Source organism: Moraxella sp. CTOTU48841 (genome assembly GCF_032061225.1).
Classification (GTDB): domain Bacteria; phylum Pseudomonadota; class Gammaproteobacteria; order Pseudomonadales; family Moraxellaceae; genus Faucicola; species Faucicola cinerea.
On the sequence record NZ_DAMBFQ010000001.1, the window covers coordinates 1 to 25,070 of the forward strand.

The following is a 25,070-nucleotide window of genomic DNA, read 5'->3' on the forward strand; positions in this document are numbered from 1 at the left end:
TCTCAAGCTGTCTTTTTTATTTCTATACCAGCATACTTTTCATACCACTACCAAATATTTTTGTCACAATTTAATATGACGTTTTTTGTGAAAGGATTTATGTATATTGTAGCAATACATATTATTTGTATCTGCCACAACATCAACTAGTAATTTAGAAGGATAGGGACATGCGACTAAAACCTAAACTGATTTTAACCAATCTGTCATTGGCTTTAATGTTGGTGATATCACCCATTGCCCAAAGCAAACTATTACCAAAACCCGCCACCAATGCTAGCCAGTTAGCGGCAAATCGCTACGATAGCAGTAATGATATCTTTCATCCTGTCTATGGTAAAAATGGTATGGTGGCTTCCGAGCAAGGGTTAGCAACGCAAGTTGGTTTGGATATATTAAAACAAGGCGGGAATGCTATCGATGCGGCGGTCGCGGTTGGATTTGCCTTAGCAGTCGTCTTGCCAAATGCAGGCAACATTGGTGGTGGTGGTTTTATGGTGTTGCATGATGATAAAACTGGCAAAGATGTTGCGATTGATTTTCGAGAAATTGCGCCAGCCAAAGCTAGCCGTGATATGTACCTTGATAATCAAGGTAATGTTATTGATGGAAAATCATTGTTCACGCATGACGCTTCAGGTGTGCCTGGTACAGTAGCTGGGATGGAATACGCGCTAAAAAAATGGGGTACCATGCCATTATCTAAAGTGCTTGAGCCTGCAATTAAGCTTGCAGACAAAGGGTTTATTGTCAGCGATGTATTGGCACAGACGTTAAAGGAAGAAAAATCAACACTGGGTAAATGGTCAGCTAGCAGAGCGATTTTTTTCAAAAACGGTGAACCGCTGAAATCTGGTGATTTGTTGGTACAAAAAGACTTGGCGAAATCATTGCGTTTGATTGCTAAACAAGGGGCAAAAGCATTTTATCAAGGTGAAATCGCCACAAAAATTGCTAAAGAAATGCAATCACATGGTGGCACAATGACACTTGAAGATTTAAAAGCATATAAAGTTGTTGAGCGTCAGCCAATTATTGGTGATTATCGAGGCTATAAAGTTGTTACCATGCCACCTCCAAGTTCAGGTGGTGTACACTTGATTGAGATATTAAATATGCTTGAGCATTACCCTATCAAAGAAGATGGGGTAAATAGTGCCAAAAATATTCACCACATGGCAGAGAGTATGAAATTAGCCTATGCTGACCGCTCAGAATATTTGGGCGACCCGGATTTTGTCAAAATCCCTGTCACAGGTTTAACATCGAAAGCATATGCTAATGAATTGGTCAAAACGATTGATGATAATAAAGCAAGACTTTCATCAGACATTAAACCTGGTAAACCACAACCTTATGAAAGTGACCAGACTACGCATTTTTCCGTCATGGATAAAGCGGGCAATGCCGTTGCTGTCACCTATACATTAAATCTTAACTTTGGTAGTGGCATTGTTGTAGAAGGCACAGGGATTTTACTCAATAATGAAATGGATGACTTCTCAGTGAAACCCGGTGTGCCAAATGCGTTTGGTCTAGTGGGTGGCACTGCCAATGCGATTGAAGCAAAAAAACGTCCACTTTCTTCAATGACACCAACGATTGTCATGAAGAATAATAAACCTTGGCTGGTGACAGGTAGTCCAGGCGGTGCTCGTATCATCACGACTGTATTACAAAGTGTGGTTAATACGATTGACCATGAAATGAATCCCGCAGAAGCGATAATTACACCACGCGTTCATCACCAATGGTTACCTGATGAGCTTAGAGTTGAAGCAGGCATTAGTCCTGATACGATAAAATTGTTGCAAGACAAAGGTCATAAAGTGGTTACTAAAGCACCAATGGGACGTATTCAAATTATTCAAGCTGATGATTCTGGGTTTTATGGCTATTCTGACCCAAGAAATCCTGATGGCAAAACATTAGGTTTCTAAACTGTTCATTCAACAAAACGTGAGTGATGCTACTCACGTTTTTTTTACTAAAAAAATATATCAAGATTATTTTTGCAATTAGTAGCCCAGTAAATCTTGAATAATTTTATCTACTGTACCACTTTTCGCCAATCTTGCATTTTGCCCTGCCCACAGTGAGCTAAACTCATCACTTCCCATACTTTCGGCTTTGGCTTTAATGGGGTTACTGACAAACGATGCATGGGGAAATGGCGGTGCAGACTCGCTAATATACCCCGTTTCTTGCATAAAGCGATTGACAATCCCGCGTGCTAAGCCGCCACTAAATAGATTGGTTAAAGCGGTGTGTTCGGCTCGCTCACTTTGTAGCGCCTTGCGGTGAAAGTCTTTGGTATCACACTCCTCTGCCAGCAAAAAAGCCGTACCCACCTGTACTGCACTGGCACCCATGGCAAACGCTGCTTGTGCGGTAGCGTTGTCGCTGATACCACCTGCCGCAATCACCGGCAAACTGACAGAGCGGATGATATTGGGCAATAGGCTAAAAGTGCCCGCTTGCAGCGTGACATCTTGGCTTAAAAACATACCCCGATGTCCGCCAGCTTCCAATCCTTGCGCGATAATCATATCCGCCCCATTGGCTTGCAGCCAGCGTGCTTCCGCAGGCGTGGTGGCAGAGGATATCACAATCGCCCCGGATTTTTTGACGATATTTAACAAAGCTTTGTCCGGTAGCCCAAAATGAAAACTCACCACAGGGACTTTTAAATCCGCCAATAGCGCTGCTTGTTCATGGGTAAATGGCTGACGTCCACCGGTCGCAGCTATCTCATCTTGCGTCAAACCAAATTCTTGATAATAAGGTTGTAGGGTATTCAACCATTTTTCTTGCATCGCTTGGGTACAGTCAGGTTGTTGATGCGCAAAAAAATTGACATTAAAAGGGGCATCAGTCGCAGCACGAATAGCCTTAATTTCACTTTCGATTTTTTGTAGGCTGAGCAAGGCGCCAGGTAGTGAGCCGAGTCCGCCTGCTTGGCATACAGCGATAGCAAGTTTGCTGTCTTGGACACCTGCCATCGGCGCTTGGATGATGGGCAATTGAACTTTAACGTAGTCAAGAAAGCGGTTAATCGCCTTGGTATGATGGATCATTTTATGTTCCTTGTTATTATCTTAATGTGTTTGTCTCAATGTTATGGTCTTACAGGGCAAAAATCGAAAACCATTTTAGTGTATCGCCAATAGATGAGATTGAAAAGTACTATATGCCCGTTATAAATCGGCTGAATATAAATAAGCCCCAGTAACATCACTGGGGCTTATTTGACTAGTTAATTTAGGTTGACTTGTTTAGGCGCTAAGTTTAGGTACTGAGCTTAGGTATTAAGTAGCTTAGATATTAGGCGCTTGGAATCGCCATTAACAACGCTTGTCTTGCCTCGGTATTGTTTTTGAATTCGCCCAGTAGTGACATACTGCGGGTATCAGATTTTTGTTTCATCACGCCGCGCATCATCATGCACATATGCGCGGCATCCATCACCACCGCCGCGCCTTTTGCCCCTGTCATATCCATCACCGCTTGCGCGATTTGGCGGGTTAAGTTTTCTTGAATTTGCAAACGTCGAGCGTACATATCCACGATACGTGCCATTTTTGACAGTCCAATCACTTTGCCATCGGGCAGATACGCCACATGCGCCACGCCATAAAAAGGCAACATGTGGTGCTCACACATCGAATAAAACTCGATATTTTTTACCATGACCAATTCATTATTGTCAGTGGGAAAAATCGCGTTATTGGTAATTTCGACCAAGTCTTGATGATAGCCTTGGGTCAAAAAACTAAAGGCTTTAGCGGCACGTTCTGGGGTATTAAGCAGTCCTTCACGTGTTAAGTCTTCCCCTGTTGATGCAATGAGGGTGCGGTAGGCATCACTGTTTTGTTGGATAATCTCGTCAAAATTTGCAGGCATAGTCATGATAACATTTAAGTTTCAAAAAAATAGGCATAGCTTAACGCTTTACCACTATTTGTAAAGCGATTTTTGTCACAAACGCCATGAAAATCACTAAATTTGCTTTGTTTGGGTTTTTTGCTAGAATTAACCCCTAATTTTGAGCTATTATAGTGCATATTCGTTCACTGAAAAATAAGGAAAAACCATGCTATTAACAGGGAAACGTTTCGTTGTTACCGGTATCGCCAGTAAATTATCGATTGCTTGGGGTATCGCAGAAGCGTTACATCGTGAAGGTGCGAGTTTAATTTTGACCTATCCGAATGAAAAAATGAAAAAACGCGTGGATATGGCAGCCGAAACTTTTGGTGCAGAGAAGGTATTGGCCTGTGATGTAGCATCAGATAGCGAAATCGAAGCGTGTTTTGCCCAAGTTGCTGCACACTGGCCAGAGGGCATTGATGGGGTCGTACATGCCATTGGTTTTGCCCCTGCCGATCAGCTAGATGGTGATTTTACTCAAGTGACCACCCGTGAAGGCTTTGCCATTGCCCATGATATTAGTAGCTACAGCTTTGTGGCGCTTGCTAAAGCCAGCCGTGAATTGCTGGCAAAACGCCAAGGCTCGCTGTTAACATTGACGTATGAAGGCAGTATCCATGTGTTGCCAAACTACAATGTCATGGGTCTAGCCAAAGCGAGTCTGGAAGCGAGCATTCGCTACCTTGCCAGCTCTCTGGGTAGCGATGGTATCCGTGTCAATGGGATTTCTGCCGGTCCAATTCGTACCTTGGCGGCAAGCGGTATCAAATCATTTCGTAAAATGCTCGACACCAACGCCAAAATGTCACCGCTACAGCGCAATGTCAATATTGAAGAAGTCGGCAATGCCGCGATGTTCTTGTTATCGCCTTGGGCGTCTGGTATCACCGGCGAGATTTTATTTGTCGATGCTGGGTTTAATACTGTGGCACTCTCTGAACAAGTGATGATGCAGGTAGAAGACTAATTTTTAGGCTACTAGTTGATAAAAGAGCGACCATGGTTGCTCTTTTTTTTGCTTGCTGTTTTTTTGCTTACTTTTTTTGATTGATGTTTGGATAGGGATTGCAAAGCCGTCTGGTTAAGCTTACCATTTTTTGTCAGGCTTAACATGTTTGGCAAGTCAGCTAAAGACTGATAGATGGCGGTAGCTAATGATTAATAAATTACCTAAGTGGATTTTATGGGGTGGCTGCGTGCTGGCGTTTAATGCAGGGTGTATCAATAGCACCGCGTTAGTCGGCTTCACGCACTTATCTGCTTCGCATGTAACGGGCAATGTGACGCTATTTGCCACAGCATTGGCGGAACAGCACTACCAGCAGATGGCGATGGTTTGTATCGTGCTGTTATCGTTTTTATCTGGGGCAGTTATCAGTGGCTTTGTGGTGGGTAGTACGGCATTAAAAGAAGGTAAACGCTATGGCAAAGCTCTGTTAATTGAAGCAAGTTTATTAATCATCAGTTTGATTTTATTTAGCTATCAGTCATTTTGGGGGCAGGTGTTTGCCGCGATGGCTTGCGGACTGCAAAATTCGATGGTCGCGACCTATAGCGGTGCAGTGATTCGCACCACCCATTTGACAGGGTTGACCTCAGATATGGGCTCAGCTTTGGGTAATTGGCTGGCAGGCAGATCGATTAATAAGAAGATGTTCGTGTTTCAAGCGATGATATGGTATAGCTTTTGCGGGGGCGGGGTATTAGGTGCTTTGGGCTATATCCACTACAAATACATGACGCTGATGCTACCCATTGTGATTGTGTTATCATCAGCGCTGGCTTATCAAACATATTTATTAACCCGTAAAAAAACGGCTAAGTAAATACCTTAACCGTTTGATTTTATCTTATTCTTCATCTTCATCTTCATCTTCGAATTTTTTCGCCTCATGTAGCATATCAAGTAGCGATTCATCAGAACCCTTAGAGGTAGGAGTGCTCGCATTATCTTGGTTGATGTCGGTACGATTGATGCCTTCCATCGCTTCATTGGCAACATCAGATTGGGCGTTGTCTAATTGAGATTTGTCGATAGGGTTAGCGTTAGTATTGTCAGTCATGATCGTCTCCTTATTGTTTTCTCTTATACGGTTTTTTCTTTTATGCGTTAGACCTAGTAAGCTTAATATTATAAGTAAAATAAATGGCTTACAACACTTAAAAATGAAACGTAACCAAAAACATACTCATGAGTGACGTAGGGATAAGTTTATCACTTTGTTCGCCGCGTATTGCATATTTTGTATTGTATGACAGCTAAGTGAGTTACAGAGGTTAATAGATTGTAGGCGACACTAGCTGTCGCGACCGTTGCAATTCGGGCGTTTTTTTCATTAAGCGGTGATGGTGAGGTGTTTTTTTTGCTGTATAATTTTTTGAGCGACCCACTTACGATCTATAAAAATTCTTGAGTATTTACTGCATGCTAACGATTATACAAAGCAATAAAGTCGATAAGCTATTTGACCATTTGTTAAACGCCTACAAAAATCCCAGTTATCAAAGCTCAATTTTTGAGCCATTTCAGGTGATTGTGCCATCTAAAGTCATGGGGGAGTGGTTAAAAAAACAAGTCGCAGATAAGGCAGGCATCAGCACCTTAGTGACTACTGAATTTTGGGGTCGCTATTTTTTGGGACTGATGCAGCGAGTTTTAAGAACGTATGCGCGCATCTCGGAGGACGACGATATATTAGACGTGCCAGAAGTGGCAATGCTGTCCAAAAACGTCATGCAGTGGCAAATCTTTGGCTATTTAACCCAGTACCGACAAGCCATTGTGGAGCAGCCGCAACATCCGCTTTATCCATTTTTATCGCCGCTGGTTGAGGACAAAGAAGCGGATAGCCCAAATGCGACTGGTTTTGCATCTGATACACCCGCCACCATTGACAGTTTAAGTTGGGCGAATAACCAATCGCTACTGTCTAATGACGTGATTAGCCAATCTGCTGACTTACAAACCCAAGATCAACGCATCTGGCAGCTAGCCAGTGATATGGCAAATATGCTCAATCGCTATATGACCTATCGTCCGCAGTGGCTTACTCATTGGGGGCAAGACAAACCTGTCGCGGTGAGTGACATGATTGCCAAAAAAGATGCGCTGCATAACCGCTTAAACGGGCGGGATGCGTCCAATGCCATCGAGACACCAGACTGGCTTGTTGAGCATTACGAACAGTTAGAAGCCGCGCAGCGATTTTTATGGCGGCAGCTGTTTGATGATGACTACCGGTTTCGCGAGCAGTTGCATCAGCAGTTTTGGCAAGCATTAAACCATTCAGAGACCCGTATCCGCAACATCAGTCGTAGCAAGTTACCAAAGCACGTGTTTTTATTTACTTTGCAGCAGTTACCACCGACAGAGTTATTGGATTTACAACGCTTAGGGGTGCTAACCGACGTCACGATTTTACACTTTAACCCGTCAGAGCAATTTTGGGCAGATATCGTCGATAAAAACTGGCTCATGCAAATGCAAATGGAAGACGATGCCAGCAAGCATGACGCTTGGTATCTAAAAGATTATGGTCATACCTTGTTGTCACGGTTTGGCAAACAATCGCGTGAAGTGTTTGCCATGCTCGCAAGCTTATCGGGTAATGAATATGAGCATGTGCTATGGCAAGATGACTTTGATAATACCCCGCCCAATACGTTACTCGAATTTATACAACATGACATCTTAATGCTAGAAGAAGTCGCAACCACCGCCAAAATCAATGACATGCTTAAACTGGTGAAAGGCGATGAAACGAAAGCAGCAAAAGCAGCGAGTGAAGATAGCCGCCAAAACCTCGCGCAGCAAACCCAGCTTTTGCAGCAGCAGCTTGCCAATATTCAAAGTAATGGGCTTAAAGATATTGAATCCACGCTTGGTTTATACAAAGCCATTAAAGACAAACTCAAGCAAGAATCCAACAAGCAACTTGAAAACGTGGAAAAATGGCGACCCAAACCACTTGATACCAGTATTGCCATTCATGTCTGTCATAGCATGGTGCGCCAGCTTGAAGTGCTACGCAGTATGATTATCGGGTGGCTAAATTATAGCGACATGCAAGCCACACCCGCGCAGATCCCCACCGATCCTTGGGATAGACGGGCGTTGTCAGATATTTTGGTATTATTGCCCGACATCGAAACCCACCAAAACATCATCGAAGCCACGTTCCCCAAACATGTGGGCGGCGATGGCTATCAGTTGCCCGCCAAAGTGACAGGCGTGGTGGCAAAAGATATCAACCTGCTTTGGCAAGCGATTACAGGTTATTACACGCTGCTCAATCGGGCAGGCGCTCGGTTTCAGCGTAGCGAAGTATTTGATTGGTTGATGCTAGCGCCGCTATATGAAAGCTTTGGGCTTAATTTGGAGCAGATGACCCGTGCTTGTGATTTGCTGACTCAGGCGGGATTTATTCGCGGGTTTGACGAGCTGCATTTGCAGCAAACCTTAAGTGCTGCCGATGATGACTATCGATACACCTTTGCTTACGCGCTTGAGCGCTTGGTTGCTGGCGTGATGATGCCCAAAGCCACGGTGGTCAGTTTTGGCGAGTATACCAATAGCTTTGGCGTGGTAGAGAAGTTTATACCACTGACAAACTTAACCATGGCGGATGCCGACATCGTCGCTGTGCTGTGTGATATTTATCAAACGTTGGATGACAATCGTCACCTAGGTAATGACGTCAAAACCCTGCCTGACTGGCTAAGCCAAATAGAAAAACTCATTCAACAAAAATTTAGCCTATTTAATCAAACCAATGCGTGGCGCGCGATTTTTGCCGCACAAAATGACCTAAAAGAAAATATTGAAGCCAATAGCAAATACCTCGCTACGGTAACAAGCACACCCGCAAAAAACTCCAACCCACCTACCGAGTCAGTGCAACAAATTGACACCGAGAATTTGCCACTTAAACTCACTTTTGTACTCGAAAACATCGCCCAATCGATTATCAATCAGCAAGTAAGTGCCGAGCCGTCTGGGGTGATTACCTTTGCCCGTATCGGTTCAGTGCGCAGCTTGCCGTATAAGTTGGTGGTGATGCTCAATTTAAATTTATCTGAATTTCCAAAGCAAGAGCAGCAAAACCGTTATAACTTGATGCAGGCAGGATTGCCGATTCGCGGTGACAGATTTAGAGAAGATGACGATTTAGGCGCTTTTTTGGATGCGTTGCTGTGCGCCAAGCAAGCGTGCTGGATATTTTACAATGGTAAAAGTACCACAGATACCCACGAGCATTTACCTGCCAGTCCCGTACAGGAATTACTCGACTTTTTGCAAAACCGAATGGCGAATGATGACGCTATTCTTGACCCCAGTAACGACTCAAATAGCCTAAGTAGTAATTCTCAAAATCCCCAGTCAACCAACTTTGAACAATGGGTGAAAGCGTATTTGGTCACCCATCATGCCGCCTTGCCATTTGATAAAAGTTATTTTGAATTGGCGCAAACTGAGCATAACAGCGAGCATAAAGATAAAGGTATTCAAAGTCCCGAGCAAATCAATAACGATAGGGTATCCGCTGATTTACAACAAACCACAGCCAGCCTAAACCAGCAAATCAAGCTGTCAAAAACCGCCCTGTACCCACCTGCCAAAATTTGGCACAATCTTTATACGGCGCTGCAAGATAAAAACGCTACGTCCACTCAGCCAATCGTGCAAGTTTGGGATACAAAGCAACTAACTGACTGGCTATCGCAGTGGCAACAACTAAAACAGCGTTTGTCCGACCTGCCTGAACAGTCGCAGCAGCATTATGTCAACTTGAGCAAAATCGTTGGCAACCTAGCCGATCCTGCCAAAGCCTTTGTGAAGGCACAAAACATTGCTATCCCTGCCCAAGGTGACCATGATAGAAATGACAATGATAACGAGTTTGAATCGTTAACCTTGGATGCGTTAGATGGCTGGTTGTTGCGTAAATCTTTGTTAGACGCTTTTTTTGCCCAAGCCTTGTCCGATAAGGGAGATAATAACCATAATAATCATAATAATCATAACAACGAGATGAAGCTCGCAGCAAATGCGCAAACATCAGTCGCTCAAGAATCGATCGTTCAACAATCAATGAACATCGCTATCAATGAGTTATTACCAGCCGGGGTGAACCGCTACCAATCGTTGCAGCAAAATCAGCAACAACTCAAAAAAGATTTGCAGGACTTTGTTCATCACTTAAAAACCATCAGCCAACAGCTCGATGCTACTGAGGCAAAGTTATTAGGGGATTTTTATTCAGATAAATTTGGGGCGTTAAATGTACAAAACACCGATGAGGTCGTCCACTGGGTGGCAACGGCGTTAACCCCCTGTGAAGAGCAGCGAATCGCCATTAACGCCTTGGCGCTGGATAAACAAGCGGGACTGATAGACAATAAAGAAAGCTGGGTCATCACTGCTAACCTGCCATTATATAAACCTTATCAATCAATTGAAGATAAGGTTGCAGCAGCTGCCAATCCCAGCTATTGGTTAAACTACTTGCCAACCTCTGGCAAAGAAAAATATCTGTTGCAATTTTGGTTGCATCATTTATGTTGGCAAGTGCTTCGCCGCACCACGGCTCAACAAGCACAGCTGAATGATGGCTTTTCGCTATGGCAGTTTAGCAATAAAAAAACCGTGTATTTACCTGCCATCCCTTGTGAGCAAGCCTGTGGTTATTTGCAGGACATTGTGATGGTGTATCAATTCATTGATAGCGTCGTAACCATTGTACCGCCCGCTTTTTGCCTGTCATTTTTACAAAAACAACAAAAGCAGCCAGAGGCACCAGCCAGCCAGCATCTAGGTGATTGGCTAAAAGACAGTAATTTTAATTTTGTGGATGTGAACCAGTTTGACTACCCGATTTGGCAGCATTTAATTGGCGATTATAAACCATCGGTGGTTATTGGGTTTGCACAGACGCTGGGCGCGCTGATTTATGAGCCTATGTTATCTATGGTCAAAGAATTGCATCAACTTATTGAAGCATGACACGCATTTTTATCAAAGAAATCTTATGAAACACGATCTTCATACCCTAAGCATAAAAGTAAGTAGTGAAACAAATATCGAGGCAGACATCGAAACAAACACTCAAACAAACATCGACGAAGCACGCATTAAAGAAGACGCTGAATCTTTACTACCTCCTGCAGTCACTTTGCCATTGACGGGGCGTCATTTGATTGAAGCCTCAGCAGGCACAGGCAAAACATGGACGCTGACGGGCGTGATGTTGCGACTAATCGTGCAAGCGGGGCAGCCGTGTGAAAAAATTATCGCCACGACCTTTACGCGAAGTGCCGCTGCCGAAATGCGCCAGCGGATTCGTGAGCGCTTGCAAGATTTTTATCAATTGCTGCAAATGATTAATCATTCTACATTTACACCGTTAAATGACAGTGAGTTGGATAGCAACAAAGCTATCGCTGTGCAAAAATATGCACATTTTATTGCGCAGGTACAAGCGCTTGCGGCACAAAAAAATTTACTGGGTAAGTACCAAGACCCTATCAATAAACACTTAATTGAGTGGATCGCCAAACAAGTCTTTGGTTTGCCGGTAGATGAAACCCCAGCAGTAAGCCCAAAAGTAAGCCCGGAAGCAAGCCTAAGCACCCCAAAGCCAACCGCCGATGATAGTGAAAACAGCACCCATAAACCTGCCAAAAATACCGTCAATTTTCGTATCGCACTGCAGCGCACCACATTGGCGCTCAACCAGCTTGATCGCTTATTTGTCAGCACTCTCGATAGTTTGTGTCAAAAGTGGCTAAGAGAATACAGTAGCGAAACTGGGTTTTCTGCAGAGGTACAAATCAGTAATGATGTCAGCGGCATCATCAAGGGTATGATTCACGACCAACTTAGGGCATTTATGGCGCAGGTCAATGCCAATATGCCTGAATTGTACCCGATGATGTTTGACAATAACGTGTTTTTACCCGTTGATGATTACTACGAGGCGGTCAATCGCGCGCTGAATTTTTATACCGCTGACATCGATACGGTACCATTGACAGCGTTTGATACCACTACTATCAAGGCACTGATGCAGTCGATTGCAGATGATAATGATAGTGGGTTTGAGGTCTATTTTGATAGTGACTTTCGTAAAGCGCAAGGGTTTAGTGCTGGCAATAAACTTCATAAACACTTTAACGAAATTAAAAATCTGCAAAATTTACTCAGCACGGGTGATATTACCAATGTCTTTGCTATGTATAAAGCTGGCAATATAGTCAAGGTGCTAGAAGGCATTGAAGATTTATACGCCAACGATAAAGGCTTTAACAGCAAAAAAGAACAGCAAAGCGCTACATTCAAATCCTTTGATATCGTGGACAACATTTGGCAGCTTATCCAACAAACGCAAGCCTTGCAAGACTACTTTAAACAAGTAAATTTTTACTTTATCCAGTTTATCAGCCGTTATGTGCGTACCCACCTACCAAAACGCCTTGAATCACAGCGGCTAACTACCTTTGCCTTACAATTGGCGCGCTTAAACGATGCGTTATCGGGCAAAAAAGGTCAGTCGTTAGCGCGTTATATTCGCCATCAGTATCCCATCGCCTTAATTGATGAATCGCAAGATATCAACACCGAACAAGCGTTACTAATTCAAAGGGTTTATTTACAAGACTTTGAGCCAGAGACAGCAGATAAAGCAGAAAAATCAAATACTAAAAAATATCACACCCCTTCACAATTTTTGCTGTTGGTAGGCGATCCCAAACAGGCAATTTATGGATTTCGCGGTGGGGACGTACAAAATTACACCACACTAAAAAAATTATTTCCGGAACAGCCCAAGTCACTCAACCAAAACCATCGCTCATCAGCCGCGCTGATTGATAGCCTCAATCACTGGTATGGCGTTGGCGAGCAAGATATTGATCCAAATGAAGCCGAACAGCTACCCAATATCAACCAACAGCCGTATTTTATGGGGCGTGAAATTTATTATCGTAAAATCTCTGCCACGCGCGAAACCGCAGAGCTAGTTATCGGCAATGCGCTAGACAATGAAGCGGCCAGTTTACCTGCGTTCAATCATATTACTATCGAATATAAAGCGCCCTATAGTCAGCAAGTGGTGGCAGTAGCCGAAAATGAAGCCATATCAAATGATACTGATTCCTCGAATAACACTCACTCCTCGAATGACATCATCTCATCAAGTGATGAAAAAACGGTGGATTATGCCGATGCCATTGCCGCGCAAATTTTTGATTTATTTGATGATGGTAAACCATTAAGCTACCAAAATCGTGGCTTGACGCTAAGTGATATTTGTGTGTTGGCAGTCAAAAACAATGAACTTCATACCATCGAAAAACGCTTACATCATCATGGGATTGCGACGGTCAGAGGTGGTAGTCAAAGTGTCTTTGGCGATAGTATGAGTGTTGATTTGATGACCTTGCAAAGCGTGCTATTGACGCCATTTAGCGAATCAAAATTAAAATCCTTGATGTTGTCTAGTTTTTTTCAGCTGACCCTTGAACAAATCAACCAGTTGTATGATGCGCTTAATCAAACTAACGCTCAAGAGGCGCGGGGACAAGCTCATCCTCATCAAGCGTCAACAAACACCAGTCTGGCTGAGATTCAGCAACTGGTATTGACCGCTAGCGAATTGTGGCAAAAACACAGTTTTTTGGTCGCTATACAATGGCTATTAAATCAACCGCTTACTTTACCCAGCCAAATCACACTCAATTTTTGGCAGCGCCTCGCCAAACATCCAAATGGCGAGCGATTGCTCATCGATTTGCGCCAGTTGTTAGATATTATTAGCGACCAGTTCAATGGGCAGGTAGGCGAGCATCAACTATTTGAGTGGTTCTGCGCCCAAGTGCAACAGCAGCCAAAAGAAGATTGGTCAACGCAGCAGCGCTTGCCATCCGATGAAGGGGTGCAACTGATGACGGTTCACGCGTCTAAAGGCTTGGAATTTCCGATAGTGTTTGTGGTTGGATTTACCGGGGAGAGTAAAGCCAAGTTTTATGGTGCGCCATTATACCTGTATGGTATACAAACCACCCATCAAGCAACGCCCCAATTCACTCAAAAATTGACTCAAAAAAATGATAACCCGCTGTTAAGCCGGCGATTGACCGCATTGCCCAGCCAAATAGCCGATAACAATCCAATCAATTATGTCGCCATTGAAGACCAATCTGCCTATGAGGAACGATTGCGATTATTGTACGTTGCCCTTACCCGTGCAAAAGAACAAGTGTATCTTGTGACTGTCGCCAAAAAATCTGCGGTGAAAAATTCTGCTTTGGCGCCTTTCATGGAGGATTTAGCAAAATTTGCTGTCAAAGAAACATTGACTGAAACGACAAATATCATAAATTCAAATAGCCTAAGCAAATACTATGACTCAAAGCTAAAATTCACACTCAAAAAAAATAGGCAAAATGAGCAAAATGCTACGGTCGCTAAGATTGATTACGACGAAATCATCAAAGTCATCACCATCGATACCTTTAAAGGATGGGCGAATACCAGTTTTACCGCATTGTCTCGTTATATCGATCATACTAGCGTTGACACAGTGGTTAATGCCGAAGACAGGCAAGATGATGATATTTTGTCAGCGGCGCAAACTAGCGTATTAACTATCCCCAATAACAGGATGGCGGGGGAGTCGAGCAACGAGGTTAATTTCATTAGATTTAACTTTGAAAAAGGCACAAACCCGGGTACTTTTTTACATAGTGTTTTAGAGGACATCGCCAATAACTACAATGAAACCCCTGAGTTGGCTGTACCACAACAACAAGATGCGAGAGCAGACAAGTTAAAACGCTGGTCAGTCATGGTGGATCGCACGTTAAGACGCTACCAAATGCCGAGCAATTATTTTTCTACACAAGAGAGTAGTGCAGGGCAGTATGGCAACTGGCACGATATCAACATTGATGATTTGCAGCCTGATTATATTGCGTTGGTGGATTGGCTAGATGACATCATCCATACGCCGTTAGCCGCTTCAACAGTCCCGCTGGTCAATATCAAATACAACCAAAAAGTTGCTGAATTAGGGTTTAATTTACGCTTAAACCAGCATTTGTCATTTAGCGACTTGAATGCGTTGTTTCACCAATTTGATATCCCACTGCAATTGCAGAGCCAAGAAGTCAACACCATGGTTTGGCAGTATCTCAAAGGGGAGGTTGACTTGGTGTATCAGCACGGCACACAGTTTTTTATCGTCGATTATAAAAGCAATTATCTTGGCAATGATTTCGACAGTTATAACCAAGCAGCATTATATGACGCGATGACCACGCATAGTTATTGGTTACAAGCGAGCATCTACCAAGTGGCATTGCATCGCTATCTCAAACTGCGACTACCCAATTATGACATCAATACCCATTTGGGTGCGGTCGAATATGCTTTTTTACGCGGTATGTCACCCAAACATGATACCCGGGGGAAACTAGTAAAGCAGTTTGATAGTGCCTTCATCTTGGCACTCGATGATATGTTCGGCTATCCCAATGGCAATTAAAATTTAACAATGACGCATAAAGAATTTATCATGAAAACAAACACGACTAAGCTAACCGCTACAATTGAAGAAACTGCTAAATTAACCCAATTAGCCAATTTTATTCAATACCGTAAGCAGCAAAAATCACAGCTAACTAATACAGACACTAATAAAAATAGCCTAAGCAGAAAGAATCAAAACAACCACAAAAAAACAAAAGAAAAACCAAAAATCCTGCAAATTTTTGACCAAATCAATGAACAACTGTCAGAAGGACATACTGTGTATGAAATGACGGTCAACAATGAAGATGAAAAATCACTCATTGCAGAGTTGACGGACGATAACTGGGCAAGCGTAATAGGGACGAAAGATGATGAGTTATACAACCATGACACCAATACGCCTATCATTCTTCAAAAGCTCTCCCAATCAGTTGATGGAGTTGGTGAAACGCAAGTTAGCTACATTGTTTGGCTGCATCGGCAATGGTACGCAGAGCAATCGTTAGCCAAGCAGTTGATGAAAATTGCCCATAGAAAAGTGGCGGCATTTAATGGTATATCATCATCACAGGACATCGATAATGGTTTAGCGCCCAATGCGATGCAACAGCTCGCCATCGAAAAATCGAGTCAACACGCGCTGAGTATCATTATCGGTGGCCCTGGTACCGGCAAAACTTTTACCGTGGCGAAGCTGGTAACCAGTTTGCAAAAGGGGCACGAGCATAAAAGAAAACAGGACCCTAATTTACCACCTTTATCTATCACCTTGACTGCACCCACAGGGAAGGCGGCGCAGCGTATGCAAGAATCATTACGTATAAGCTTGCAAAAAAGCTTGCAAGATGAAGAAATCACTTTGGACAATGCAAAAACATTACATCGGCTGTTAGGTATTGGTAGTGATGGCATACCACGCTATCATGCCAAAAATCCATTACCCGATGATTTGATTATTGTAGATGAAGCATCCATGCTAGGTCTTGAGCTTGCCAGTCAGTTGGTTGATGCTATCAAACCCACGGGTCGGTTGATTTTGTTGGGTGATGCAAACCAGCTGGCTGCGGTAGATGCGGGGTCGGTTCTATCAGATTTGTGTGCGGTGACGCGTTTGCAGCCTTATATCACGGAATTGACCGAGTCAAAACGCTTTGATTCAAATTCAGTTGTCGGTCAGTTTGCTCTCGCCATTCAGCAAAATTTGCCTGCGCCTAAAAAAATAAAGCTAATCCATCAATTATTACAACCCATTGATTTGCAAGCAATTAAGCCGTCTCAAAGTGAAAATCCATCAGACCTGGCTGGTAAAACACAGCAAACAGCTAATATTCCTTTTTACCCAATTGATGCGTCTTCGAGTCTGCCTGCTGTTTTCAACCAATTAGCGAAACCTTATCATCCATTTTTTGCGCTTATGCAGCAATGGTACAGCAAGCCCGTCAATATTTTTGAAGCGGATAATCGAAAAGGGTTGTTTGAGGTATTTGATAGTTATCGTATTCTATGTGCAGGTCATCAAGGACAATTGGGCACCCAATCAATCAACCAAAAGATGAGCCTAGCTTTTACCGAGTTTTCCAAGATTACGCGAACCAAAGCTTACTTTTATCACGGTTTACCGATTATCATCCAAAATAATGACTATCAGTTGGGGTTATTCAATGGTGATATTGCGATTTGTCTGTTGTACCAAGGGCAGTTATACGCGTGTTTTGCAGAAAAAGTGATACCTATTCAGCGATTAAGCCGTGAAAGTTGCGACTATGCGTATGCGATGACCATTCACAAGTCACAAGGCTCAGAATTTCATACAGTTGCCATTTGTATTGATAAAGCCCATACAAGACTACTAAGCCAAGCGCTGATTTATACAGCGGTGACGCGCAGTAAATCCGCCTTATCCATATATAGCGCTAAAGAAAATTTTGAGTTAGCGGTGACACAAAAAGCCGTGCGACAAACTGGTTTGCAACTCCAATTTGATCATCTCAACAACACGCCATAAAAGATAGGTCATAAAAACAGACATCATACAAAGATATCTTCTAAAAAAACACGCCATAAAAAAAGGTATCCAACGATACCTTTTTATTTATGACAAGCAGTTTTACACATTTTTTAACGCATAAATCCCTGGCATATGGCGTAGATAGCCGTGATAGTCCATACCGCAGCCATACACATAACGATCTGCCACATCTAGACCCACAAAATCGACTTTAAACTCTTGCACTTTTCGGTCATGGAGTTTATTGAGTAGCACACAGGTGCGGATAGATTTTGGATTTTCTTTTGCCAGCTCATCGACCACTGCTTTTAAGGTAATGCCTTCATCAAAAATATCATCAATCAATAAAATATCTTCACCCGCCAAATCAATATCAGGTTTGAATTTCCATTCAAGTTCATTGGTGCCTTGGTTGTTGCGATAGCGGGTAGCATGGAGATAGTACATACGATGGTAGAAGGTAAACTGGGTAAGCAGTTGACCTGCTGGAATCAACCCACCATTCATCACCACCATCACAATGGGATTTTGACCTGCATAGTGCAGGTTGACACTGGCTGCCAAACGCTCGTAAGCACTACTCACTTCAAAGCTACTGATAAGACATTCAGAATTGCGTAGCGCTTCTTCGATTTGCTGATTGCTAAGTTGATTCATGGTGGACCTATTAATTTAAAAAAATAAGTGGGCTATTGTAACGCAGTTTTATCCAATTGAATAATAACGGTTAGCAATACCTAATTGTTAAATATTAACGCTTGGTAATGTTTAGTAAAACGCTCAAGCGATTCTTGCGGCATTTGGGGGATTAAACGGCGTAGCGCGATATCAATTACTTTGACGATGATGCCATCGGTCACTGGAATTGCCGCGCGTTTGAGCATATTTAAATTGAGCGTTTTGGTAAAGTCAACTAAGAAATGCTGCAAACAGGCTTTGGTCAACTCGCTAAATAACCGAATCAAATTTTGCTGCTCTTCAAGCCCGTTACCTGCTTGGACGTTTTCTATAGTAGCCAGTAAACTTTTTGCTAGCTCGTCACTCAGTGGCACTGAGATACGACGTTCACCCAATCGGGTGTTTTTTAATACTTTTTGGTCAAAAAAATCAAAGCTAGGTAACACATCCTCATTTTTGGTAGGGCTTAACAGTGTGTTAATCAGTTTGTCGCTAGTCGCTTCAATGGTTTCTGCAGTTTTAATCAAATGCGATTTTCGTTCTGAATCATCGGGTAGCGATTCGATTAATTTAATCAGTAGCGCATCCATCAGCTCTTTACTGGTCAACTGGGTGATTTTATCGCGATAAACATCATAACGTTCACTGCTTTTGCTAGCAATCAGCTCATACGCCTTATCAATGGTAGCGCTCAATTCTACGGAAGGGGTAAACCCAAAATAATAGCTCATAATATTTTTTCGTTATCCAATGATTTCTTCAGGGTAATCAATCACTACCCAGCCATTTTCTATCCAATCACAAATTATATCAGTTTCGATATCGGCTGCTTGCAAAATTTGCTCATCGAAGGATTCACCATTGGCAAGCCGTATGAGGAGTGATTGCGCGTTAGCGGGTATATCGTCCGCGTCAATGGCACAGCCATTGACATAAATTTTTACGTGAGTTTTTGAATCCGCTTGGGTTTGGGTAAAAATAATACGGCTAGACATGTCTTGCCTGATGACCGCACCCACTGCCAAAGCGCTTTGTAGCTCATCAATATCGGCATACGCGTCAGGGAGCATCAGCTCATATTGACGCTTGCTTACCGTTTCGCTAATCGCTTGAGTCATTATTTCATCGCCAAGTTCAGAGTTTAGCAGCGCAATCAGCTGCGCTTTGATATCTTGAATACTGGCTATCGACAGCTCGCCTGCAACGGCGGGGGGTTGGTTGATTTTGAGGGGGATGGCTAAATCATCAAAATGGGTAGCGACATCCGCCAAACTATCGAGCAGCTGTAATGGGGTAGGGCGCCTAAATCCAAAGGAAAAAGTTAAACAATCCTCAGCTGCCACTCCATAATGGGAGAGATTGGTCGGCACATACAACACATCGCCTGGCTCAAGCACCTCATCAAATATCAGCTCGCCCATCTCATTCATCAAACGAATCGGTTGACCTGCTTCAAATTGGGTTGTTTGGTCGCAATACTTGCCCAATTGCCAATGGCGTTTGCCGTACCCTTGCGCCAAAAAGACATCGTAATTGTCATAATGTTTGCCAACGCTGCCACCTGAGGGCGCATACGACACCATGATGTCATCACGTTGCCACTGTGGAATAAAATCAAACGCATGCCATAGGTTGCCAAGCGCTGGCGACCATTGTTCCATATTTTGCACCAGCACCGTCCAATGTTTTGGCAGTTTTTGAAAGTCTTTGGCGGTAAGAGGGCTGGTTTTAAGTGACCATTGCTGGTTATTTTCGCTGATGAGTCGGGCAGTGGCGTCCTCATCTTGGGCAAGTCCGATGATATCGTCTGGCTCAAACATACCAACCAATTGCGGCAAGCCCTGCTTGATTAGCAGTGGTTTTTTTTGCCAGTACTCACTCAAAAATTGTTCGGGGCTAATATCGCTAGGCAAACAAAAGTGCTGGGTCATATTTTTTCGTTCAGTGGGATAGGTAACGCGCATTATAGCAAAGGCAGTCTATCAAAATCCTATAATAAAATTTTTTTCACCAAAGTGTAAAAAAAGCGTAAAAATATGAAACATATTGAACTGGAAAGTTTCATATTTTTTGTTGTATTGGTTATAGCGCTCGTATATAGTCAATACTCACAGGAAAGTTAGACGGGCAATATTTGATTGACTCGTTGGTTATACCACAACAAAGGAATGTTCTATGACAGCCATTTTAAATCAGCACGAAAACTACCTACAAGCCGACCAAGCTTATGGTTTTCCCTTGCTTATCAAAAATTTATTGTCTCGTGCCAAAGTGGTCTCTGGCGACAAAAAAATCCATTACGCCGACAAAACCAGCTACACCTATCATGAGTTTTTCAAACGTGTCAATCGCTTAGCCAATGTCTTAAAAGGCTTAAACCTACAAAAGGGTGATGTGGTTGCGGTCATGGATTGGGACACACACCGTTATTTGGAGTGTTATTTTGCCATTCCGATGTGTGGCTATATCTTGCAAACCGTCAATGTGCGTTTGTCAGAAGACAAAGTGCTATATACCATCAATCATGCCAAACCAAAAGCGCTACTGTTAAATTCAGAATTTTCGCCGATGATCAAAAGCCACACCCAAGATGCGCCATCGGTCGAGCATGTGATTTGGTTGGATGATAACAACACGCCAATGGCCCCATACGCCCAAGGCGAATATGAAGCCATGCTAGCACAAGCCAGCGATGAGTACGAGTTTGAAGATTTTGATGAAAACACCATTGCCACAACCTTCTATACCAGCGGTACAACCGGCAATCCCAAAGGCGTATTTTTTAGCCATCGTCAAATCGTCCTGCATACGCTCGTCGTCGCAATTGGCTGTGCGCTGAATGTCGAAGGTCAAGGGCTGCGCTATTCAGATGTCTATATGCCAATGACGCCTATGTTCCATGTCCATGCTTGGGGTTTCCCTTTTGTCGCAACCATGCTAGGACTGGAGCAAATCTATCCAGGTCGCTATGTGCCTTCCACTATGGTTGACTTGGTAAAAAAACACAATGTCACCACCACCCATGGCGTACCCACGATTTTGCAAATGCTACTGGGTGAAATCAACAAACGCCAAGAAAAATTCAACGGCTTAAAAATGGTCGTCGGTGGCTCTAAACTTAATCAAGGACTTGCCAAAATGGCTGTAGCCAGCGGCATCGAAGTGTCTACGGGCTATGGCATGTCAGAGACTTGTCCTATTATCAGTATTGTCAACTTTGATGAAACATTCCAACACATGAGTGAAGAGCAACAAATTGAGCATCGCTGCTTGTCAGGCTCACCAGTACCATTGGTCGATTTGCAAATCTGGCACAACGGCAAACGTATGCCAAACGATGGCACATCCACAGGCGAAATCGTGGTGCGTTCACCTTGGTTGACACAGAGTTACTACAAAAACCAGGACGCAGGCAACGAGCTGTGGGAAGGTGGTTACCTGCACACCCAAGACATCGGTTGGATGGACGCAAAAGGCAATGTCAAAATCACCGACCGTCTAAAAGATGTCATCAAATCGGGGGGCGAATGGATCTCTTCGCTTGAAGTAGAAACCATCATGTCATTACACCCAAGCGTTGCCGACATTGCTGTGATTGCGATTCCTGATGCGCGCTGGGGTGAGCGTCCGATGGCGTTGATTGTGCTCAAATCCGATCATCAAGACACCAAAGCCGAGGACATCATCGCGATTGCGCAGCAAGCGTATGAGCGCGGTCATTTGCCAAAATACGGCATTCCGCAGGACGTGAAATTTATCACGGAATTACCAAAAACCAGCGTGGGTAAAATTGACAAAAAAGTCATCCGCGATCAATATGCCCAAGGGTTATTTGCTTAGACTGTTATACCAAACCCAAAATTTAAAGTAGTAGGGAGCGTAATACTTATGCCCTGTTTAAGATTCCACATATTGTGCTTATGCAATAAGTTACTACAATACGATATTTATTGGATTAGGTATTACTTAATCACGATAAAGTAAAAAAGAAAGTAAAAAAGGTAGAATTTTTTCTACCTTTTTTAATACCCAAGCAATCAAATAATCAAGCAATCCATCAAACCAGTAAGCGCTGATTGACCTTTGCCATCGGTAATGGGTAATGTCGGGCTTTGGCAATATCGCGTGCCACTATATTGACCTCATTGACATCAATTTTGTACCAGTTAGGACGCTTGCAAGCAGATTTCTCTATCAAATTAGCGTCAACTAGCGCATTCATGACTTTATCCGCCACATCTAGGGTCGAATTGGCTTTCACATTTTCTGCCACCGCATAACGCAGCTTGGCAAACACCTGTAAATCTGCGACGCGCACGGTAATATCATCACTCGGTACTTGCTGCCCACCATATAACGCATTATTTCCCGCTTGTGCAGTTCGAAAACTTGGCACAAATTCACTGACATAATCTATGGCGTTTTGGGTGCGTTGTTTTAGTGCGTTTGGCTCCCAGCCATTTTCAATATAGTTTAGATATTGTGGATTAATGGGCGGTTGGCTGCTTTCTTGTGTGGCTTTGGTCAAACCATCATTAAATAAGGTGATGTTTTCGGTCATGCCATGCAGCTGAAAAAACCCGTCAGGATAAGGGGTAAACTGCGCCATGCCATTGGGCGTGCCACGCTCACCATGAAAAATAATCTCAGGCAAACGCCCCTTATAATCACGCCATTCACTGATATAAGAAGCTTTAAATTCAACCATGCGCTTAATATGCACGCCTGCTTTGTCATCAATAATACCGGTTCTAAACCCGCAAGCATTGACCACAAAATCGGCATAGATATGCTGAAGCGTGCCATGTTCATCGGTAAATGACACTTGCCAGCCATCCATATGACGTTTTAGATCATCAACTTGGGCATTTAGATGGACTTGAGCGCTCTGTAGGCGCTGCAATTGTAAAAAAGCACTGGCAGAGAGTCTAAAAATATTCCAGCCAAATTCTTGCACCGCAATGATGGGGTATTGCAGTTTTTCCACGTCCATTACTTTAAGAGCCGCCACAACCCACTCATCCGTGGTCATCGGAATGTCTTTAGCTTCTAATTGAATTAGCTGTTGAATTTGCCGCTTGTCATACACTCGGTAATAATCTTCGACATTGCCTAACACTTGGTTGCTAGGGTCAGCATCAACCAATGATTGATAGTAAGCCGTTAACATATCAAGACGTGGCAGTAAGTCAGTGGCGGTATTGTTATCGCGTTTTGGCACCGTGATGAGGGTGGGGCGCACATCAATACTCTCTGGATATAACTTGGCAATGTCAATACATTGTCGCATCAACATGCGGCAATCTTCATCACTGATTTCGCGGTACAAATTGCCACCTGCATGCAGATGACACATGGGTGGCGCGTTGATAAGGCTGGCATTTTTTTCAATCAAATGTACATGAATGCCCGCCATCGCCAGCCGTATAGCAATCGTAGAACCTGCTGAACCACCGCCAATCACTGCTACGGTCGGTGATTGCGTACTTGAATTAACGTACATAATTTTGCCCTTATGCGTTGCCCAAAGTGAAGAAATAAATTGTAGCGGAAAATAATCTAGTTACTGTGACGTTTATGCAGTCATTGTCGCTTTTGTTGTTAATGAATTTTACTTCATAGTATATTAGCGTGAGTCGCTGATTATTGGAAAGCTCAACCATTTATTAGCCCGCAAAGGCTATATTAAAAACAGATACGTCAAAAAGGGCATGCTTATTTTTATAATAAATACAGTCGCTGCCAAAACAGTTTAAAGTGGTAACATATCCAACGAAAGCGAGTTAGCCATATATTATTTAACATAATATACATTATGCGAAATAAAAGCTATCGGCTTTCGGCATTGGGAAATCTGATTTTAGCAGCAAAACCATTTGCATTTATCAATCAATAATGAGTAGTATGCTCACTCAATTATTTATTTATCGTTTGTTCGTTTATCATTAAAATCGCCAAGGATTTATCATGATTGGATTTATTGCCCGTCATAGTACGATTTTTATGCCGTTGTTTGGTGTGCTTGGATTTATATTTCCTGACGTGTCGCATTTTGTACTTGGGCTTCTGCCGCAGATTTTATTTTTCTTAATGTTCTTTACTTTATTGGGCATTGACCAAACCCAGCTGATTAGACGCATGACGACGCAATATGTTTGGGGGTTTGCCATCTTCCAAAGTGCGCTGATGAGCTTGGCGATGACCTTAATTGCTTATTTATTGGGTGTCCGTGGTGATTTGTTGTTGGCTATCGCGGGTCTGTCAGCCACCGCACCGCTATTTGGTACAGGTGCTATTGTGAATGCGGTTGGTTTTGATGCACTATTAGCCATGGCAAAGACCATTACAGCCACGTTGGTCATGCCTGTTAGCTTACTGGTGATATTGTGGTTACTTGGCAGCAAGGACGCCCATTTAGACTTTGTCCTGTATATTAAGCGGTTATTAATTTACATTATCGCCCCCATGATTTTGGCGGTCGCAGCACGCCAATATATTCCCCGTGATAAGCTCAATACTTATTATCCAAAAATTGCCAAGTTTAACATTATTCTACTGATGATGTTTCCGCTTGGATTGATGTCGGGCTTTAGACATACTTTTGACACCAATCCCATGCAGGCGTTAAGCTTGTTTGGTTTGGGCACTGTCTTGTCGTTAGTATTTTACTTTTCTGCCTATTTTTTATACCGCCGCTTTGGCTATGAAAACGCCATTATTTCTGCGCTGGCTTGCGGTGGTCGCAATGTGTTATTGGCGTATACCATCACCACGCCGTTTATGGGTGCGATGTTTTTACCACTGATTGGCGCGTACCAATTGCCTTCGTTTTGCTTGCCGTTATTGGGTAAAAAGATGGTCAAATGGCATGCTATCGACAGCCAAGCCAGCCTAAAATAATGCTGATGTTCAATCCGTTTGATT

The 25,070-nt window shown here is 43.2% G+C and carries 15 protein-coding genes; 8 read left to right on the forward strand and 7 right to left on the reverse strand.

The window, feature by feature from the left end:
• The first annotated feature begins 170 nt into the window (after positions 1-170).
• Complete coding sequence (gene ggt, locus RT034_RS00005; protein ID WP_313012100.1) at positions 171-1,940, forward strand: gamma-glutamyltransferase; 1,770 nt, start codon at positions 171-173, stop codon at positions 1,938-1,940.
• Between the two features lie 78 nt (positions 1,941-2,018).
• Here the strand turns inward: ggt and RT034_RS00010 are convergent, their stop codons facing one another.
• The gene (locus tag RT034_RS00010; RefSeq protein WP_313012103.1) at positions 2,019-3,077 is read right to left on the reverse strand and encodes an NAD(P)H-dependent flavin oxidoreductase; all 1,059 of its coding nucleotides are present in this window, start codon (positions 3,075-3,077) and stop codon (positions 2,019-2,021) included.
• A 247-nt stretch (positions 3,078-3,324) separates the two neighbouring features.
• Positions 3,325-3,903 (reverse strand): GTP cyclohydrolase I FolE, encoded by a 579-nt coding sequence (folE, locus tag RT034_RS00015; protein WP_312538998.1) that lies wholly within the window; start codon positions 3,901-3,903, stop codon positions 3,325-3,327.
• Between the two features lie 190 nt (positions 3,904-4,093).
• Between folE and RT034_RS00020 the strand changes: the two genes are divergently transcribed.
• A complete protein-coding gene (locus RT034_RS00020) occupies positions 4,094-4,897 on the forward strand; it encodes an enoyl-ACP reductase FabI (RefSeq protein WP_099834020.1) in 804 nt (267 codons plus the stop codon).
• A 187-nt stretch (positions 4,898-5,084) separates the two neighbouring features.
• On the forward strand, positions 5,085-5,756 hold the full coding sequence (locus RT034_RS00025) for a YoaK family protein (protein ID WP_050325384.1): 672 nt from the start codon (positions 5,085-5,087) through the stop codon (positions 5,754-5,756).
• A 24-nt stretch (positions 5,757-5,780) separates the two neighbouring features.
• Here RT034_RS00025 and RT034_RS00030 read toward each other — a convergent pair whose 3' ends face one another.
• Positions 5,781-5,993, reverse strand: a complete 213-nt coding sequence (locus RT034_RS00030; protein ID WP_239742402.1) for a hypothetical protein — start codon at positions 5,991-5,993, stop codon at positions 5,781-5,783.
• 362 nt (positions 5,994-6,355) lie between these two features.
• Here RT034_RS00030 and RT034_RS00035 point away from each other — a divergent pair, with 362 nt between their 5' ends.
• From RT034_RS00035 to recD, 3 genes are read left to right on the forward strand one after another with little or no spacing between them, the layout of a single operon-like run.
• Positions 6,356-10,933 (forward strand): exodeoxyribonuclease V subunit gamma, encoded by a 4,578-nt coding sequence (locus RT034_RS00035; protein WP_313012110.1) that lies wholly within the window; start codon positions 6,356-6,358, stop codon positions 10,931-10,933.
• A 25-nt stretch (positions 10,934-10,958) separates the two neighbouring features.
• Positions 10,959-15,473: a UvrD-helicase domain-containing protein gene (locus tag RT034_RS00040; protein ID WP_313012115.1), complete on the forward strand. Its 4,515-nt coding sequence runs from the start codon at positions 10,959-10,961 to the stop codon at positions 15,471-15,473.
• A 30-nt stretch (positions 15,474-15,503) separates the two neighbouring features.
• Positions 15,504-17,465 carry an exodeoxyribonuclease V subunit alpha gene (gene recD, locus RT034_RS00045; protein WP_313012116.1) on the forward strand — a complete coding sequence of 654 codons (1,962 nt, stop codon included), beginning with the start codon at positions 15,504-15,506 and terminating at the stop codon, positions 17,463-17,465.
• A 102-nt stretch (positions 17,466-17,567) separates the two neighbouring features.
• Here the strand turns inward: recD and RT034_RS00050 are convergent, their stop codons facing one another.
• From RT034_RS00050 to RT034_RS00060, 3 genes are all read right to left on the reverse strand, one after another.
• On the reverse strand, positions 17,568-18,125 hold the full coding sequence (locus RT034_RS00050) for a hypoxanthine-guanine phosphoribosyltransferase (RefSeq protein WP_099808079.1): 558 nt from the start codon (positions 18,123-18,125) through the stop codon (positions 17,568-17,570).
• 80 nt (positions 18,126-18,205) lie between these two features.
• The gene (locus RT034_RS00055; protein ID WP_313012120.1) at positions 18,206-18,877 is read right to left on the reverse strand and encodes a hypothetical protein; all 672 of its coding nucleotides are present in this window, start codon (positions 18,875-18,877) and stop codon (positions 18,206-18,208) included.
• Between the two features lie 12 nt (positions 18,878-18,889).
• Positions 18,890-20,077, reverse strand: a complete 1,188-nt coding sequence (locus RT034_RS00060) for a JmjC domain-containing protein (protein ID WP_313012124.1) — start codon at positions 20,075-20,077, stop codon at positions 18,890-18,892.
• A gap of 244 nt (positions 20,078-20,321) precedes the next feature.
• Between RT034_RS00060 and RT034_RS00065 the strand changes: the two genes are divergently transcribed.
• Positions 20,322-21,986 carry a fatty acid--CoA ligase gene (locus RT034_RS00065; protein WP_313012127.1) on the forward strand — a complete coding sequence of 555 codons (1,665 nt, stop codon included), beginning with the start codon at positions 20,322-20,324 and terminating at the stop codon, positions 21,984-21,986.
• Between the two features lie 217 nt (positions 21,987-22,203).
• On the opposite strand, the gene RT034_RS00070 is transcribed toward RT034_RS00065, so the two are convergent.
• The gene (locus RT034_RS00070) at positions 22,204-23,649 is read right to left on the reverse strand and encodes an FAD-dependent oxidoreductase (protein ID WP_313012129.1); all 1,446 of its coding nucleotides are present in this window, start codon (positions 23,647-23,649) and stop codon (positions 22,204-22,206) included.
• A 464-nt stretch (positions 23,650-24,113) separates the two neighbouring features.
• Between RT034_RS00070 and RT034_RS00075 the strand changes: the two genes are divergently transcribed.
• Positions 24,114-25,046 carry a lantibiotic ABC transporter permease gene (locus RT034_RS00075; RefSeq protein ID WP_313012132.1) on the forward strand — a complete coding sequence of 311 codons (933 nt, stop codon included), beginning with the start codon at positions 24,114-24,116 and terminating at the stop codon, positions 25,044-25,046.
• The last annotated feature ends 24 nt before the right edge of the window (positions 25,047-25,070 follow it).